The 15,362-nt window shown below is 51.0% G+C and carries 15 protein-coding genes; 7 read left to right on the forward strand and 8 right to left on the reverse strand.

Going from position 1 to position 15,362, the window contains the following annotated elements; genetic code table 11:
- Positions 1-108 precede the first annotated feature (108 nt).
- From rplT to Q5741_RS13625, 4 genes are all read right to left on the reverse strand, one after another.
- Complete coding sequence (rplT, locus tag Q5741_RS13610; RefSeq protein ID WP_305024641.1) at positions 109-468, reverse strand: 50S ribosomal protein L20; 360 nt, start codon at positions 466-468, stop codon at positions 109-111.
- 40 nt (positions 469-508) lie between these two features.
- On the reverse strand, positions 509-709 hold the full coding sequence (rpmI, locus tag Q5741_RS13615) for a 50S ribosomal protein L35 (RefSeq protein WP_305024642.1): 201 nt from the start codon (positions 707-709) through the stop codon (positions 509-511).
- Between the two features lie 21 nt (positions 710-730).
- Positions 731-1,225 carry a translation initiation factor IF-3 gene (gene infC, locus Q5741_RS13620; protein WP_305024643.1) on the reverse strand — a complete coding sequence of 165 codons (495 nt, stop codon included), beginning with the start codon at positions 1,223-1,225 and terminating at the stop codon, positions 731-733.
- Between the two features lie 276 nt (positions 1,226-1,501).
- Positions 1,502-2,740 (reverse strand): glycosyltransferase family 2 protein, encoded by a 1,239-nt coding sequence (locus Q5741_RS13625; RefSeq protein WP_305024644.1) that lies wholly within the window; start codon positions 2,738-2,740, stop codon positions 1,502-1,504.
- A gap of 703 nt (positions 2,741-3,443) precedes the next feature.
- On the opposite strand from Q5741_RS13625, the gene Q5741_RS13630 reads away from it, so the two are divergent.
- On the forward strand, positions 3,444-3,971 hold the full coding sequence (locus Q5741_RS13630) for a phosphatase PAP2 family protein (RefSeq protein ID WP_305024645.1): 528 nt from the start codon (positions 3,444-3,446) through the stop codon (positions 3,969-3,971).
- Between the two features lie 168 nt (positions 3,972-4,139).
- Positions 4,140-5,294 (forward strand): MGDG synthase family glycosyltransferase, encoded by a 1,155-nt coding sequence (locus Q5741_RS13635; RefSeq protein WP_305024646.1) that lies wholly within the window; start codon positions 4,140-4,142, stop codon positions 5,292-5,294.
- 86 nt (positions 5,295-5,380) lie between these two features.
- Here the strand turns inward: Q5741_RS13635 and trmB are convergent, their stop codons facing one another.
- On the reverse strand, positions 5,381-6,088 hold the full coding sequence (gene trmB / locus Q5741_RS13640; protein WP_305024647.1) for a tRNA (guanosine(46)-N7)-methyltransferase TrmB: 708 nt from the start codon (positions 6,086-6,088) through the stop codon (positions 5,381-5,383).
- A 176-nt stretch (positions 6,089-6,264) separates the two neighbouring features.
- Positions 6,265-6,465: a hypothetical protein gene (locus tag Q5741_RS13645; protein WP_305024648.1), complete on the reverse strand. Its 201-nt coding sequence runs from the start codon at positions 6,463-6,465 to the stop codon at positions 6,265-6,267.
- 270 nt (positions 6,466-6,735) lie between these two features.
- Between Q5741_RS13645 and Q5741_RS13650 the strand changes: the two genes are divergently transcribed.
- The 5 genes from Q5741_RS13650 to Q5741_RS13670 all read left to right on the forward strand — a co-directional run bounded on the left by Q5741_RS13650 (position 6,736) and on the right by Q5741_RS13670 (position 10,911).
- On the forward strand, positions 6,736-7,689 hold the full coding sequence (locus Q5741_RS13650) for a TIGR01212 family radical SAM protein (protein WP_305024649.1): 954 nt from the start codon (positions 6,736-6,738) through the stop codon (positions 7,687-7,689).
- Positions 7,689-8,270, forward strand: coding sequence for a tRNA (mnm(5)s(2)U34)-methyltransferase (locus Q5741_RS13655; protein ID WP_305024650.1), 582 nt, complete (start codon positions 7,689-7,691; stop codon positions 8,268-8,270). Before Q5741_RS13650 ends, Q5741_RS13655 begins: the two co-directional genes overlap by 1 nt.
- A gap of 160 nt (positions 8,271-8,430) precedes the next feature.
- Positions 8,431-8,826, forward strand: a complete 396-nt coding sequence (locus tag Q5741_RS13660; RefSeq protein WP_305024651.1) for a VOC family protein — start codon at positions 8,431-8,433, stop codon at positions 8,824-8,826.
- A gap of 145 nt (positions 8,827-8,971) precedes the next feature.
- Entirely contained in the window at positions 8,972-9,946 is a 975-nt protein-coding gene (locus Q5741_RS13665) for a type I phosphomannose isomerase catalytic subunit (RefSeq protein ID WP_305024652.1), read from the forward strand.
- 23 nt (positions 9,947-9,969) lie between these two features.
- Positions 9,970-10,911 (forward strand): alpha/beta fold hydrolase, encoded by a 942-nt coding sequence (locus tag Q5741_RS13670; protein WP_305024653.1) that lies wholly within the window; start codon positions 9,970-9,972, stop codon positions 10,909-10,911.
- Positions 10,912-10,990: 79 nt separating this feature from the next.
- Here the strand turns inward: Q5741_RS13670 and odhB are convergent, their stop codons facing one another.
- Both odhB and Q5741_RS13680 read right to left on the reverse strand, forming a co-directional pair.
- On the reverse strand, positions 10,991-12,295 hold the full coding sequence (gene odhB, locus Q5741_RS13675; protein WP_305024654.1) for a 2-oxoglutarate dehydrogenase complex dihydrolipoyllysine-residue succinyltransferase: 1,305 nt from the start codon (positions 12,293-12,295) through the stop codon (positions 10,991-10,993).
- Positions 12,296-12,300: 5 nt separating this feature from the next.
- The gene (locus Q5741_RS13680; RefSeq protein WP_305024655.1) at positions 12,301-15,180 is read right to left on the reverse strand and encodes a 2-oxoglutarate dehydrogenase E1 component; all 2,880 of its coding nucleotides are present in this window, start codon (positions 15,178-15,180) and stop codon (positions 12,301-12,303) included.
- Between the last annotated feature and the right edge of the window lie 182 nt (positions 15,181-15,362).

Below are 15,362 nucleotides of genomic sequence, written 5' to 3' on the forward strand. Positions count from 1 at the left end.
CCCCTGCCCATCCTAAATTATCCGGAGAACCTTCGAAAAGCTTATATATAGAACATCCTGACTCCTAAAAAAAAGCTGCCGGGAACGGCAGCTTTGGCAACGCTGAAATTAAGCGTTGATTTTTTCTTTGGCAACAGTAGCCAGAGAGTTGAACGCAGTGATATCATTCACGGCCAGATCGGCCAGGATTTTACGGTTAACATCCACGCCAGCCAGTTTCAGGCCGTGCATGAACTTGTTGTAGGAAAGACCGTTCATGCGAGCAGCCGCGTTGATACGAACGATCCACAATTTGCGGAAGTTACGTTTCGTCTGACGACGGTCACGGTATGCATAAACGAGGGATTTCATTACCTGCTCGTTAGCTGTTTTAAAAATGCGGTGCTTGGAACCGAAATAACCTTTAGCGAGTTTCAATACTTTCTTATGACGACGACGAACAACGAATCCGCCTTTTACTCTTGCCATATTCAAAGACCTCCCAGAATTAGATAAAAATTAGTGTGTATTACTTCAGGTTAGACAGACCTTGCTTCAAACGTCTTACATCCCCCGGTGCCATTACTGGGCTTGTACCAAGAACACGCTTAGCGCGTTTGGATTTGTGGGACAGCAAGTGGTTACGGTATGCTTTGTAACGTTTTACTTTACCAGTACCAGTGATTTTGAAGCGGCCTTTCAGGCTGCTGTGCGTTTTCATTTTAGGCATTTTATTTCCTCCTCAACTTGGTTAGCTCTTAGGAGCCAAAATCATGATCATGCTGCGTCCTTCAAGCTTCGGCTGTCTTTCCACCGTAGCCAGATCCACAGTCTCTGCCTTGACGCGTTCCAGAACTTTCTGGCCCACATCAGCATGTGTAATTTCACGGCCGCGGAAACGGACGGAGCATTTCACTTTGTCGCCATCTTTAAGAAACTTGACGATATTGCGGAACTTAGTCTGGTAATCATGTTCCTCGATGTTGGAACGGAACCCGACTTCCTTAATATCAACGATTTTTTGATTCTTGCGAGCTTCTTTTTCCTTCTTCTGTGTTTCATAACGGAATTTACCGTAATCCATAATGCGGCATACCGGCGGTTTCGCCTGTGGTGCCACATTCACCAGATCCAGATTCAGATCGATAGCCATCTGCAGTGCTTCACGAATCGGCTTGATCCCGATCTGCTCACCTTCCGCTCCGACCAAACGAACTTCTTTCGCCCGAATTTCATCATTGATCATATGTTCCTTATTGATAACCCTCCACCTCCAGATCTAATAGAACCTTGTCTTGCAAAATAAAAAGGGATGCCGGCGCAACTGCCGACATCCCTGTCTGATCAACGTTCATGAAAAATCCATTTCACAAATCATCGGATCAATACCAGCCGATTAACATCGGTCAGGTGAGAAGTCGGACCTTCTACTTGTTCAATCCATCTTCAATTAACATACTCAAACATCATATCATGCATAGGTGTATAACGTCAAGCGTTTAACTGATTTTTTTAATCAAGATTACCCCTGCTTGCTCTGCATCTCTTCCAGACGTACCACACGGGTATGCTGAGTATGGCTCCACTGCTTATTGTTCTGTGTGAAGAACGCATAGAACGTAATTGGGTACCAGGAGATCAGATAGATCGGGAATGCCAGCAGGTACAGGTACACTTTCTTGAATTTCACTTTCTCCAGCACCATCGCCAGGAGGAAGGTCACGATGTTCAGAGCAACCGCTGCAATACCAATCCACAATGGGAAGTAGCCATAGATGTTCGCGATATTCGGCCCGTCAAAAAAGGCGTTATCGATCCATGTTGCGGCTGTCATCAGGAACGTAACCAGAACGATATATACGTTCACACCGTACAGTGCCATGTCAAACTTGATCAGGCTGCGCTCCTTAATGCTCTCCCACAGCAGCGGGAAAAAGTAGCGGCGTGCCACTGTAAAGTGTCCTTGCATCCAGCGCAGACGCTGTCTGGCAGAAGCCTTAAAGGTCAGCGGCTTCTCATCAAATACCTTGGCATCATAGTTAAACCGAGGATATACCCCCCGCTGCGTACAGCGCATAGTAAACTCCAGGTCCTCAACGAGACTGGTTGCCCCCCAGCCCATTTCCTTCAACAAGTTGGTCTCAAAGCACATCCCTGTACCGCCCAGGTAGTTCGCCATCTTCATGTTATGGCGGGACAGCTGCCACAGACGGTTGATGTACCAGTAGGATACACCATAAGCGGCCGTAATCCAGGAATCCTCCGGATTTTTCGTATCGATATAACCTTGAATAACGCGGGCACCTGTGCACAGATCGTCATTCATTTCTGCCAGAAACTCAGGATGTGCCAGGTTATCGGCATCGAACATCACGATCGCATCGTATTGACGCGGCATCGCCCACAGTTCTTTCAGCATCCATTCAATTGCATAACCTTTACCGCGCAGATTCGGGTTCGTACGCACACATGCGTTCATCCCGTGCTCTCGTACAATCTCGGCCGTTCTGTCCGTGCAGTTGTCACAGATGACAAATACATCGTATAGTTCCCGCGGATAATTAAGATGCTTCAGATTCTCCATCAGCGCTCCAACAACCTGCTCCTCGTTATGGGCGGCAACAAGCACCGCGAACGATTTGGTTGGTGCAAAATGCTCCTTTTTCTTCCTCTTCATTAAACCGAACAAAGAGAAAACGAACTGGTAAATCGCAATCAGCACCAAAAAGATCTGGAGCGTGACGAATATAGCGTCCAGCATGATCTCTTGCAACCCCCTTTTTTAAATACCCCTTTTTAATCCCTAAATCACCTTGTGTCCCATGCCGTTGTTTTTTTATATGGCTGCGGCAACACTTATGACCCACATTCAGACCCTTATGAACATGTTTTTGTTATCTGCCACTGTAACATATCGATTTTCTATGCTTTTGCTGCTTTTGTCAAAAGGCCAAATTCCCGACTTGAAGCAGAAAATAAGGACTTTAGGTTGATTCCGCAACAATTGTGCTGCTCAGGCTTTATTTCATGGCAGTTCCTTCTTATTCTCATCCATTTGCTTGTTTTTTATTTGCTTTGTCCTCCTTTTCCCCCATTACGGTACACAGCTTCGGGCATCGTGCGGAAGAAAAACAAACGAAATAAGCGGCTGTCTTTTAATTTAAACTTAACTTTTTTTTGGCCGCTTGAACCATTGTATATTTATTGATTAGCTCAAGTCAAAAAAGGGGACGTAGTTATTGAGCTATTTTAACCACTCACCCGGTCTGCAAAGACAGTTAATTTCAGGGCTGCACCTGCTTTTCTTGAAAATGCTGATTGAAAAGATTACCGATTAAAAATATGATGAAGGTAGCCTGAACATGACGGTTGTCCAGCATAATAACATCACGATGAGAATTAGCCATCTTATTCAACGCTCAACTATAAGCCGAACGTCGGCGGTCATGTCGGAGGGATGTAGTATGAACCGTTTCGTCTTTAAATTTGTTTCCTTAGAACAACAGCTGTTCAGATGGATAAATGGACGTCTTCATAACAGGGTGCTCAGCTTCCTGCTCTACTATCTGACCCACCTGGGCGGAGCCACATTGTCCATTTCGGCGACTGTGCTGATCTGGGTGCTTGCCCCTATGCCTTGGAAAGAAACAGGACTGCAGGCTCTTGCAGCACTCGCTATCAGCCACATCCCGGTTGCGGCGGTAAAGAAGCTTTACCCGCGTATCCGTCCGCATCTGGCTCTGCCTGATACCAAGACATTCCGCAATCCGCTGGTGGATCACTCTTTTCCGTCGGGCCATACAACTGCCATTTTCTCCGTTACTGTACCTTTTATGACCATGGAGCCGCTGATGGTGCTCATTTTGCTCCCGGTAGCACTTCTGGTGGGGTTGTCCCGTATCTATTTGGGACTTCATTACCCCAGTGATGTCCTGGCCGGGGGCCTGATCGGTACTTCGGTTGCACTTGGAACGGTTGCATTGTGGCCTTAAAGCCGATACCCTTGTATAGTTAACATTTTGCATACACCCCTGCGGACTCCATGCCAAGCAGGCATATCCATAATCATATTACTTATTTCAAACAGATACCGGAGCTCGGGGGTCTGGTGGTCATGCAGAATGCTCAAGTAAAACCTTGCAGGAACAGGTGAATGCAGAGTGGCTAAAAAAAGAGTTCTATTATTATCGGAAGGCTTCGGTGCCGGCCATACCCAGGCCGCTTATGCACTGTCCAGCAGTCTGCGCAAACTGGCGCCGAATGTCCAGACACGGGTGCTGGAGCTTGGGAGCTTCCTGAATCCCAGAGTTGCCCCGCTCATTATTACGGCTTACAAGAAAACTATTATCAAGCAGCCTAAGCTGGTAGGGCTGATGTATCGTCACCAATATAAAAAATCACTAAACCGACTTACAACACTGGCGCTGCATCGCCTCTTCTACACTCATACCAAAAGCATCGTCCGGCAGCTGCGCCCTGATCTCATTGTGTGTACACACCCGATTCCAAGCGCTGTCATCTCCAGACTGAAACGCCTCGGTATCGAGGTTCCTCTTTGCACGGTCATTACAGATTATGATGCCCACGGAACCTGGATCAGTCCGGAGGTTGATCAGTATCTGGTTTCCACCTCCGAAGTGAAATACAAGCTTGTCCAGCGTGGAATATCCACCTCCAAAATTCAGGTAACGGGCATCCCCGTTCACCCCAATTTTCTGGAGCATCCGGGCAAGGCAGAAATACGGCAGAAATTCGGACTAAAGGATATGCCGACAGTGCTTGTCATGGGCGGCGGCTGGGGGATGATGAACGACGAGGCGATCCACAGCGCGCTTGCCCGATGGGGCAGCAGCATCCAGATCATCTTCTGCTTTGGCAGCAACGAGAAAGTACTGCGGAAGGCTGAACGCAACCCGCTTTTTCATCATGAGAATATCCACCTCATCGGCTTTACCAAAGAGATCGACAAGCTGATGGAGGTTTCAGACCTGCTTATTACCAAACCGGGAGGCATGACCTGCACGGAAGGTTTGGCCAAAGGGATCCCTATGCTGTTCCACAAGCCTCTTCCCGGACAGGAAGAGGAAAACTGTCAGTATTTTACCGCGCGCGGTCTTGGCGAACCCATTCAGTCGAATGAAGTGGTGGACCGATGGATGAATCGGCTTCTCTATCATTATGATGAGGTTACAGAGAAAAGGCAGGAACACCAGCGTAATGTCGCCCGCTTTTATCCAATGCAAAGTGCCCAAAAGGTACTGGAGATGCTTGATCATGGCAGTGAGCCGCCTTCATCCGTAACGGACTATTCTTGAATCACTGAACCCAAAAAACGCGTCCTGCTATACAGCAGAGACGCGTTTTTCTCTTTTCAGCCTGCGTAACTAACCCAGCATTGAAATTAGTACTTCTTCAGTCGGTTCTTCTGATACTCTTCCAGAACAGCACTGCCCACGAGGACTTCTACCCGGTGAATATTCATGCCCTTGCCCATAAATTTATGCTCATATTCGGTCATGACGTGCTCTTCGTTAATGCCCTCCCTATGCAGGTTGAGCGAGATATTCGTCATCTGCAGACCATAGTCCGCAAAAGAGTTCAGGGAGAATTCGAACAAAGTCTCTGAATCTGTCTTGAAGTGAATCTGGCCCTGATCATTCAGCAGCTTGCAGTACATGTCCAGAAAACGCGGATGCGTAAGTCGGCGCCGTCCATGCTTTTTCTTCGGCCATGGATCACTGAAGTTCAGATAGATCCGTTCGACTTCCCCTTCCTCAAACACATCCAGAATCTGCTCAATGTTTCCAAGTGCCAGTTTCACATTCGGCGGGGAATCTAACTCTGCCTCACTCCAGGCATCTCTTGCTTTCTCACTGGCCCGGCGCACGAGCTCATCATACATATCAAACCCGATATAATTTACATCCGGGTTCCGATAGCTCATCTGACTAATGAAGCGGCCTTTCCCCATACCGAATTCGACATGGATCGGACGGTCATTGCCGAACAGCTCGGACCACTTGCCTTTATACTGAGCGGGTTCCAGAACAACGATATCCTTTTGTTCCTCCAGACTTTCCCGAATTCCTTTTCTGCCGCGTAAACGCATCTCATTCCTCCACTTTCATTTGCTGTGTCATACTGCAATATTGTGCCTAAGTTCCTCACGATTGTAAAGATGTGCAGCTGATTTTGACACGAAAAAAGTGAAAGAGGAATCCCCGCAACCATCATGGGAAGACGGCCGGGAGATTCCTCTTTCATATATTTGGAATTGGGGTCCAACTATTTTGATAGTTCATAGTCTACCTTATCGACAGTTGTAAAATCAAATGTCTTCTCAAAGGCACTACGAACCTTCTGTCTTGCTGCGGCTTCTACCTGGCGATTCTCGCGGAAACGGACACCGGTAAGAGCCAAAGCTTCATCAAGAGTTAATTCGACGGAGATCTTGTCTCTGCCGGTCTTGCTTGTCACTGAATCCATTAAACATCACCTCACGGATTATTATAACCATGACGTCGGAGTATGAATTCCAGTATATACTTACCCAGAATGGCAGTGGTTGACGCTACGTACAATATAACATTTTATGTAAGTTATTTCAATCGATGGACAAGCCTTTTTCCCTTTCCATACACCCCCATTTATTTCGCTATTGCCCTGTTTTTTTGATACAATAATAACGGACTGTACGGAAGCTTTACCGCTAGAAGTACAGCTTTTTGTGCAAGCAAGATGTAAAGGAGTACCTTTATGAATACAGAACTGATGACTCCTCCTACATTATGGGGGGATAAGAGGTTTCATACATGGAACTATGAAATGCGCGACCAGTTTGACGGTAAGGTGTTTAAGGTCATGCTGGATGCAGGATTTACATGCCCCAACCGGGATGGTTCTATTGCCAAGGGCGGATGCACCTTCTGCAGCGCCAGAGGATCGGGCGATTTTGCGGGCCGCCGCCGGGATGATCTGGTCACCCAGTTCAATACAATTCGGGACCGTCAGCACCAGAAATGGCCAACTGCCCAGTACATCGGATATTTTCAGGCGTACACGAACACCTATGCCCCGGTGGAGGAGCTGCGGGAATACTTTGAAGTCATTCTTCAGCAGCCGGGAGTCGTCGGCCTGTCGATTGCCACACGTCCCGATTGTCTGCCTGATGACGTGGTAGACTATTTAGCTGAATTGAACGAGCGTACCTACCTATGGGTCGAAATGGGCCTCCAGACGATTCACGAATCGACCTCCGAGCTGATTAACCGTGCGCATGATAGCCAATGTTATGTAGATGCTGTGGAGAAACTGCGCAGTCGGAATATCCGGGTCTGCACACATATTATCTACGGTCTGCCGCAGGAGTCGCATGAGATGATGCTTGATACCGGCCGGGCTGTAGCCCGTATGGATGTACAGGGAATCAAAATCCACCTGCTTCACCTTATGCGCAAAACGCCAATGGTCAAGCAGTACGAAGCAGGACTCCTTCAGTTTCTGGAGAAGGATGAGTATGTCAAACTGATCGTTGATACGCTGGAGTTACTTCCGCCTGAGATGATCGTCCACCGTCTGACGGGTGATGCTCCGCGGGACCTGCTCATCGGCCCGATGTGGTCCCTCAACAAATGGGATGTGCTGAATTCGATCGACGCCGAGCTGAAAGCCCGCGGCACCTGGCAGGGCAAGCTATGGAGGGAAGCCTGATGGGATTTCTTTCTGTTCTCAGTTTTGCCCACAAGCTGATCAGCGAACGGGTTCAGCCTGGTGATATAGTCGTAGACGCAACGGCCGGGACCGGTGCAGATACCCTTTTCCTCGCGCTAGCCGCCGGCAGGCGCGGCAAAGTGTTCAGCTTTGATATTCAACCGGAAGCGCTTGCGCTCACTCGTGAGCGGCTGGCCCGTGAGAACAAAGGAACACTGGCCGAGGCTGTACTGCTGCACAGCGGTCATGAGTATATGCTCGAAGTGCTGCCCGCTGAAACCCACGGCAAGATTGCTGCTGTCATGTTTAACCTCGGCTATCTTCCTTCTGCCGTGGCAGACTCTTCCGTTATTACCCGGACTCCCAGCACGCTGGAAGCGCTTGAGGCGGCAATGCAGGTTCTGCGTCCAAAGGGGATTATTACAGCCGTTGTCTACCCCGGCCATCCTGGAGGCAGCGAGGAAGCGGCGGCCGTGGAGAGATGGGCTTCTTCTCTTCCCTCCCATGCTGGTCAAGCGGTCATCTACCGCCAGATTCAGAGAGCCACCGCTCCCTATGTGATTGCAGTTGAGCGCAAATAACGCTCTTCATCATTGGCGGTTAACCTGACGGCGGGCGTACGAGAAATTTTGGCTTTTTCACGAAACGATGAAGCCATACATATTGTCACTTTAATTTGACATTCGGGATTGATATTAAGATTGGACCTTTTGGTTAAGCGTCTGGAAAGCGAGGATTCGTATGACTGTAAATAAACTTGAACATGTAGGTATTATGGTATCTTCCCTGGAGGATTCCATTGAATTCTACCAGCGCGTTATCGGACTCCAGCTTCTGGAGACGATGGGCCCTATAGGCGAGCACGTCCGTCTGGCATTTATGGCTTTTCAGGGACAAACCAGTGTTGAGATTGAACTGGTGGAAGGCGCTTCAGACAGCTCCCTGCCGAATGAAGGAAAGGTACACCACGTCGCCTTCAGCGTAGAGGGTATTGAAGATGAGTACGAGCGGATTAAACGTCTGGGTCTGGACGGACTGGATCCTGAAATTACGACTTTGCCCAATGGCAGCCGTTACTTTTTCTTCGACGGGCCTGATGGTGAACGCCTGGAGTTCTTCCAGTCCACCCGGGGATAACCGTTCGTACCTGAAATTAGGCTTCTGACTGCGGCAAGCTGCCTGTATAGCTGTAAGATTCATGATTGGCCTCAGTCTCACCTGTATCAGGAAATAATGTCCAATGCGCCATTAATGTATCACAATCAGAAGGGGAGAGAAATTGATGCTAAAACCTTATCCACTGCAGTTTCAACCGGAGTTCAAAGAACGTGTATGGGGAGGCCGGGGGCTAGAACAGCTGGGCCTGACTCCGCCGCAGGGCCATATCGGGGAAGGCTGGATGATCGCGGACCATGCCAATGGCACAACTTCTGTATTGAACGGGGCACTGGCCGGGCTGGGACTGGACGAGATACGTACCCAGTACGGCCAGGAATGGCTGGGAACCAAAGGTGTATCTGAACAAGGCGGACGTTTTCCTCTGCTGATTAAGCTGCTGGATTGTAATGATGATCTGTCGGTTCAGGTTCATCCGACCGATGATTATGCGGGCCTTCCCCAAGGGGAACTTGGCAAGACGGAAATGTGGTATGTTATGGATGCCAAACCCGGTGCCAAAATTATTTATGGCCTGCAGGAAGGAGTTACCCGCGAGAGTCTGCGGGAAGCACTCGAGAATGGAACGGTCATGGATACGCTGCAGCAGGTTCCGGTCGAAGCCGGTGATACGTTCTTCATCCCGGCAGGAACGGTACATGCTCTCTGCGCGGGTGTCATTGTAGCGGAAATTCAGCAGAATTCCGATACGACTTACCGTCTGTACGACTATAACCGTCCAGGTCTCGACGGGAAGCCGCGTGAGCTGCATATCGAGGATTCCCTGAATGTGACCTCATATGAAGGTGCCGGCGCGACGACCATGAAGACGTCGGGCACCAAGCCGGGGGAATGGCTGGAACTGGCCCGCTGTCCTTATTTTGTCGTTGAGAAAGGTGTGATTGCTGGTGACTGGAGCCTCAATACTACGGAAGACAGCTTCACCGTACTCGTGATTTGTGAAGGCAGCGGCAGCATCAGCTGGGATGATGCATTAGAACCCATTGCCTACCAGGCCGGACAATGCTTCCTTCTGCCTGCTAACCTGGGGCAGTATACACTGAACGGCAGCGCAACTGTTCTAAGATCTTATCTTCCATAATTCAGTAAGGAAGTGAACGGAGCTTGCAGGATACAACGTTTACGCTGATGAACCGGGAAGGGACACCTCTCTTCGTCTATCGCTGGCTGCCAGACAAGGAGACACCCTTCCGCGGTATCGTGCAGATTGCACACGGCATGTGCGAAACCGCTCTGCGGTACGAGGAGGCCGCTGCATATCTCACCCGGCACGGATATATCGTTTACGCGAATGACCATCTTGGCCATGGCCGGACCGCCTCAGGGCCGGACATGCTCGGAAACCCGGGGCCGGATGCGTTCAACCGGATGGCTGAAGATATGGCCGAGCTAGGAGCCTGGATCCGGAAGGAGCAGCCTGCCCTTCCTATCATACTGATGGGACATAGCATGGGATCCTTCCTCACCCAGAAGCTGATGTACGACAAGCCGGAGCTCTATAGCGGCTTCATTCTGTCAGGAACCAACGGCAAGAGAAGCCTGCTCAAAATGGGCGAACGTCTTGCCGTCATGCAATCCATGATGCGCGGGGAGAACCATCGCAGTATGCTGCTGAATGCGCTCGTTTTTGGCGGATTTAACCGTTCCTTTCGTCCTGCACGCACACCCTTCGATTGGTTGTCCCGGGATCAGGAAGAAGTAGACCTGTTTATCAATGACCCGTTATGCGGGGCCATCTGCACGGCCGGATTTTTCCGTGACTTCTTCAAACTCCTTCAGGACATTCAGGTGCCCTCTTCATTATTGCGTATTCCCAAAGACAAGCCGGTTTATCTGTTCTCCGGTGAGCAGGACCCGGTTGGTCTTCATGGTAAAGGTGTACTCAGTCTGGCTGATCAGTATCGCGAACTCGGCATTCATGAAGTGACGTACAAGCTGTACCCGGAAGGGCGGCATGAGATGCTGCATGAAGTCAACCGCGAGGAAGTTTTCCGGGATCTGGTGAAATGGCTGGATACCCATACCCCTGCAGTTGCCGAAGTATAGATGTGTGAATAGTAAAAGGTGCTCCCTGACTGATAAGCCAGGGAGCACCTTTTTTTGTGTATGAATTTAACAAAAGTTCTTAACCTTCAAGCAGCAGGGACTCCGGATCTTCCAGCAGCTCCTTAATCGTTACGAGGAAGCGGACCGCCTCACTGCCGTCAATAATCCGATGATCATAGGAAAGAGCGATGTACATCATCGGACGGTTTTCCATACGTGTCTCATCAATGGCAACCGGGCGGATCTGGATCTTATGCATACCCAGAATACCAACCTGAGGTGTATTCAGGATTGGTGTGGACAGCAGCGAGCCAAAAATACCGCCGTTGGTGATGGTGAATGTACCTCCCTGCAGATCAGCCAGGGAAAGGCTGTTGCTGCGGGCTTTGGATGCGAGATTCGCAATGCTCTTCTCAATCTCGGCGAAACCCAGCCGTTCTGCATCCCGGACAACCGGAACAACCAGTCCTTCCGGAGCCGAGACCGCGATGCCAATATCATAAAACTTCTTAAGAACAATTTCATCTCCATCAATTTCGGCATTGAGCATCGGGAACTTTTTCAGCGCACCGACAACCGCCTTGGTGAAGAACGACATGAAACCGAGTCCTACATCATGTTTTTCCTTAAATTTGTCTTTTCTGCGTTTGCGCACATCCAGGATAGCGGTCATATCCACTTCATTAAACGTTGTCAGCATGGCTGCTGTATGCTGCGCCTCCACCAGACGTTTTGCAATTGTTGCCCGGCGGCGTGACATCTTCTGGCGTTCTACCGGCTTGCCTTCCGGTGCCTTCGCAGCTGCAGGTGCTGCAGACGGCGTTGGCTTCGGCGCTGGAGCAGCGGCTGGAGCCTGCGCTGTCGTACCATGCGTCTTCACATCGTTCGAGTAGATGCGGCCAATCGGGTCATTGCTCTGCACCTGACCCAAGCCGATGCCGCGCTCGCGGGCCAGCTTACGGGCCGCCGGCGATGCGGTATGCTGGGATTCACCCGGCTCGGCTGCTGCCTCGGACTTCGTGTTCTTCAGCGTGGCATCATCGCCGTTCACCGGTGCTGCGGTTGGTGCAACCGCAGCGGGTGCCTCAGCCGAAGGCGGGGCCGGTACGGCCGGAGCCTGGGCAGCAGCGGTCTCTGCGGCTGCACCACTCCCTGCGGCGATCACGCCGACAGCTTCGCCAATCTCAACGGTATCTCCTTCCTGGCGGAGAATCTGAGCGATGACGCCGGATTCATCAGCGCTGATCTCCAGGTTCACCTTATCGGTCTCCAGTTCGAGCAGGACATCCCCCTGTCCGACCTGATCCCCTTCCTTCACAAGCCATCTAGAAATGGTTCCTTCGGTGATCGACTCACCCATTGCAGGTACTCTGATCTCACTCACAGCCGTTACCTCCCCAGTGGTATATTATTTTTCGCATCATATTTTAAAGTCAGCTTGACGATCTGCTGCTGCTCTTGGCTGTGTACATGCTGATATCCGCTTGCAGGGCTGGAACGTTCAGGACGTCCATTGTAACCGACGCTTGCGCCCGCCGGAGCAACTGCCCGCAGTCTAGGTTCCATGTAGGTCCAGGCCCCCATATTCTTGGGCTCTTCCTGTACCCACACGATTTCCTTCAGGTTCCGGTAGCGGCCAAGAATCGTCTTGATCTCCGTCTCCGGGAATGGATAGAGCTGTTCGACACGAACGATGTGCAGCCAGGAAGTATCCTGACCTGCTTCCTTGTCGAGTGCCTCTTCCAGATCAATGGCCATCTTGCCGCTGCACAGTACGAGCCGCTCGACCGCATCGGCCTTACTGCCAAGACCCGGCTGCTCCAGCACAGGCTGGAAGCTGCCGCTGCTCAGAGCTGAAGCAGGCGAAGCAACACGGTTGTTGCGGATCAGGCTCTTTGGTGACATCAGGACGAGCGGACGTGCTTCCTCCGTCTCTGTCAACGCCGCCTGACGGCGGAGGAGATGGAAGTACTGCGCCGCACTGCTTAGATTGGCGACAATCCAGTTATCTTCTGCTGCCAGCTGCAGGAAACGTTCCAGACGGGCACTTGTATGCTCCGGTCCCTGTCCTTCACTGCCATGCGGCAGCAGCATCACCAGGCTGGAGTTCTGCTTCCACTTCGCACGTCCAGCTGAGATGAACTGGTCAAAGATAACCTGGGCGCAGTTGGCAAAATCGCCGAACTGTGCTTCCCAGATCACCAGCGTCTCTGGAGAATAAACGTTATAGCCATATTCGAACCCCAGCACCGATTCCTCGGAAAGCGGACTGTTGTGCACCGCAAAGGAGGCTTTGGCCTGCGGAAGCTCATGGAGCGGGCAGAAGGTGCTGCCGTTCTCCGGATTATGAAGAACAAGGTTACGGTGTGCGAACGTAGCGCGCTCCGCATCCTGGCCTGTCAGACGGATGGGCTTGCCGTCAGCCAGAATCGTGGCGAATGCCAGCGTCTCTGCGAGACTCCAGTCCACCTTCTCGCCATCGTTCAGCGCTGTCTCACGGCGCTGCAGAATCCGTTCCAGTTTCGGGTACACCTTGAAATCAGCAGGCCATTTCAGAAGATTCCGGTTTATTTCACGCAGTGATTCAAGTGCAACGCCCGTACGGCCTGCCTTCTCAGGCTGGATCCGTTTTGCTTTGGCCTTCAAAGGCTCTTCTTTCGGATCGCTCTTTACTTCTTCGTAGGCTGCCTTCAGACGTTCCTGGGTCTGCTGGATCAGGGCATCGTTGGCCTTCGCATCAAGCAGTCCTTGTTCTGCCAATCTTGCACTATAAAGGCGGCTGACCGTCAGATGCTTCTTCACTTTGGCATACACAAGCGGCTGGGTTGTTTCCGGATCGTCGGTTTCGTTATGGCCGTAACGGCGGTAGCCGATCAGGTCAATCAGGAAATCCTTCTTGAACTTGTTGCGGTATTCGCTCGCCATGCGGGCCGCTGCAATGCACGCTTCAGGATCATCCGCGTTAACATGGACAATCGGAATCTCATAGCCTTTGGCCAGATCGCTCGCATAGTGGGTCGAACGCGAGTCAGAGCTGTCTGTCGTAAAGCCGAGACGGTTATTCACGATAATGTGGATCGTCCCCCCGTTCTGGAAACCAGGCAGCTTCTTGAAGTTCAGCGTCTCAGCGACAATGCCCTCCCCCGGGAATGCGGCATCTCCGTGCATCAGAATCGTTGCCGCCTTATTGAAGTCCTGCTCCGGATAGCCTGCCTTGCTGCGGTCCTCCTGAGCGGCACGGGCAAATCCCTGAACGACCGGATTCACGTATTCCAGGTGACTCGGGTTGTTGGCCAGCGTCAGGCGGGCCTGACGGGTCTCTCCATCCTTGAAGACACGGTCTGCACCAAGGTGATATTTCACATCGCCGGTCCAGCCATAGTTGATCCCCGTCGACCCTTCGGATGGAACAAGATCCTTGTTCGGCGAATGATGGAATTCGGAGAAAATCTTGCTGTAAGGCTTGCCAAGGACATGAGCCAGAACATTCAGGCGTCCGCGGTGAGCCATTCCCATCAGCACATGGCTGGCTCCTTCATGCACCATGATGCGGACGATCTCATCCAGCACAGGTACAAGAACATCATTGCCTTCCAGAGAGAAGCGCTTCTGTCCGACAAACGTTTTGTGAAGAAACTCTTCAAACTGCTCTGTCTCTACCAGGCGGCTCAGCAGCTCCTTCTGCTCATCTGCAGTTAACGGCTTGCTGCCGGATTCTGCTTGACTGTTCAGCCAGTCTCTCTCCAGTTCGTCGTGCACATGGCTGAATTCAAAAGCGATCGGCCCGGTATACCGTTCCTTCAATTTCTGAATGGCGTCCCACCCGTTCAGGGTGTCATCCGGAGCTCCATCCCATATTAGAGAGGCTGGAAATGCCTTCAAGTCCTGTTCACTCAATCCGTAAGAAGCAGGGTCCAGCAGCTGCACATCAGCCTTCGGACTCAATCCCAACGGGTCGATATCTGCAGCCAAGTGACCATACGTGCGAATATTCCAGACCAGCTTCCCTGCTGTAACCGCTTTCTGTAAAGCGTTGCGGTCGATCCCCTGTGGTCCTGCCGTAGGGGGGGATACAGCTGTACTTGGAGCTGCCGGGCTCACGGAATCATTCTGCGGCGGTTCACCCCAAAGATCAAACAATTCACGGTACGCCGGTTCCACCGAAGACGGGTCCTGTACGTACTGCTCATACTGCTCCTGCACATAACCCAGATTGGGTCCGTAGTAATGCTGCCAAGGCTTCTGCATGCTGCTGTCTTCGATACTCATAAGAGTTCCCTCCGTCGTGGTTTTTGGGATTCAATAGAGGACGGAAATGCCAATTATTTCTGATTCAATGACTTCTACTGGGATGATTGGGTTCCAAATCATACTAGCTGGTGTTCCGCAGCTGTCCCTATTATGACAAAAGCTTGATGGACAAGCAATGTAAACGCCATCATTCGGAACAT

This window comes from Paenibacillus lacisoli, from assembly GCF_030580655.1.
GTDB classification, from domain to species: Bacteria; Bacillota; Bacilli; order Paenibacillales; family Paenibacillaceae; genus Paenibacillus; species Paenibacillus lacisoli.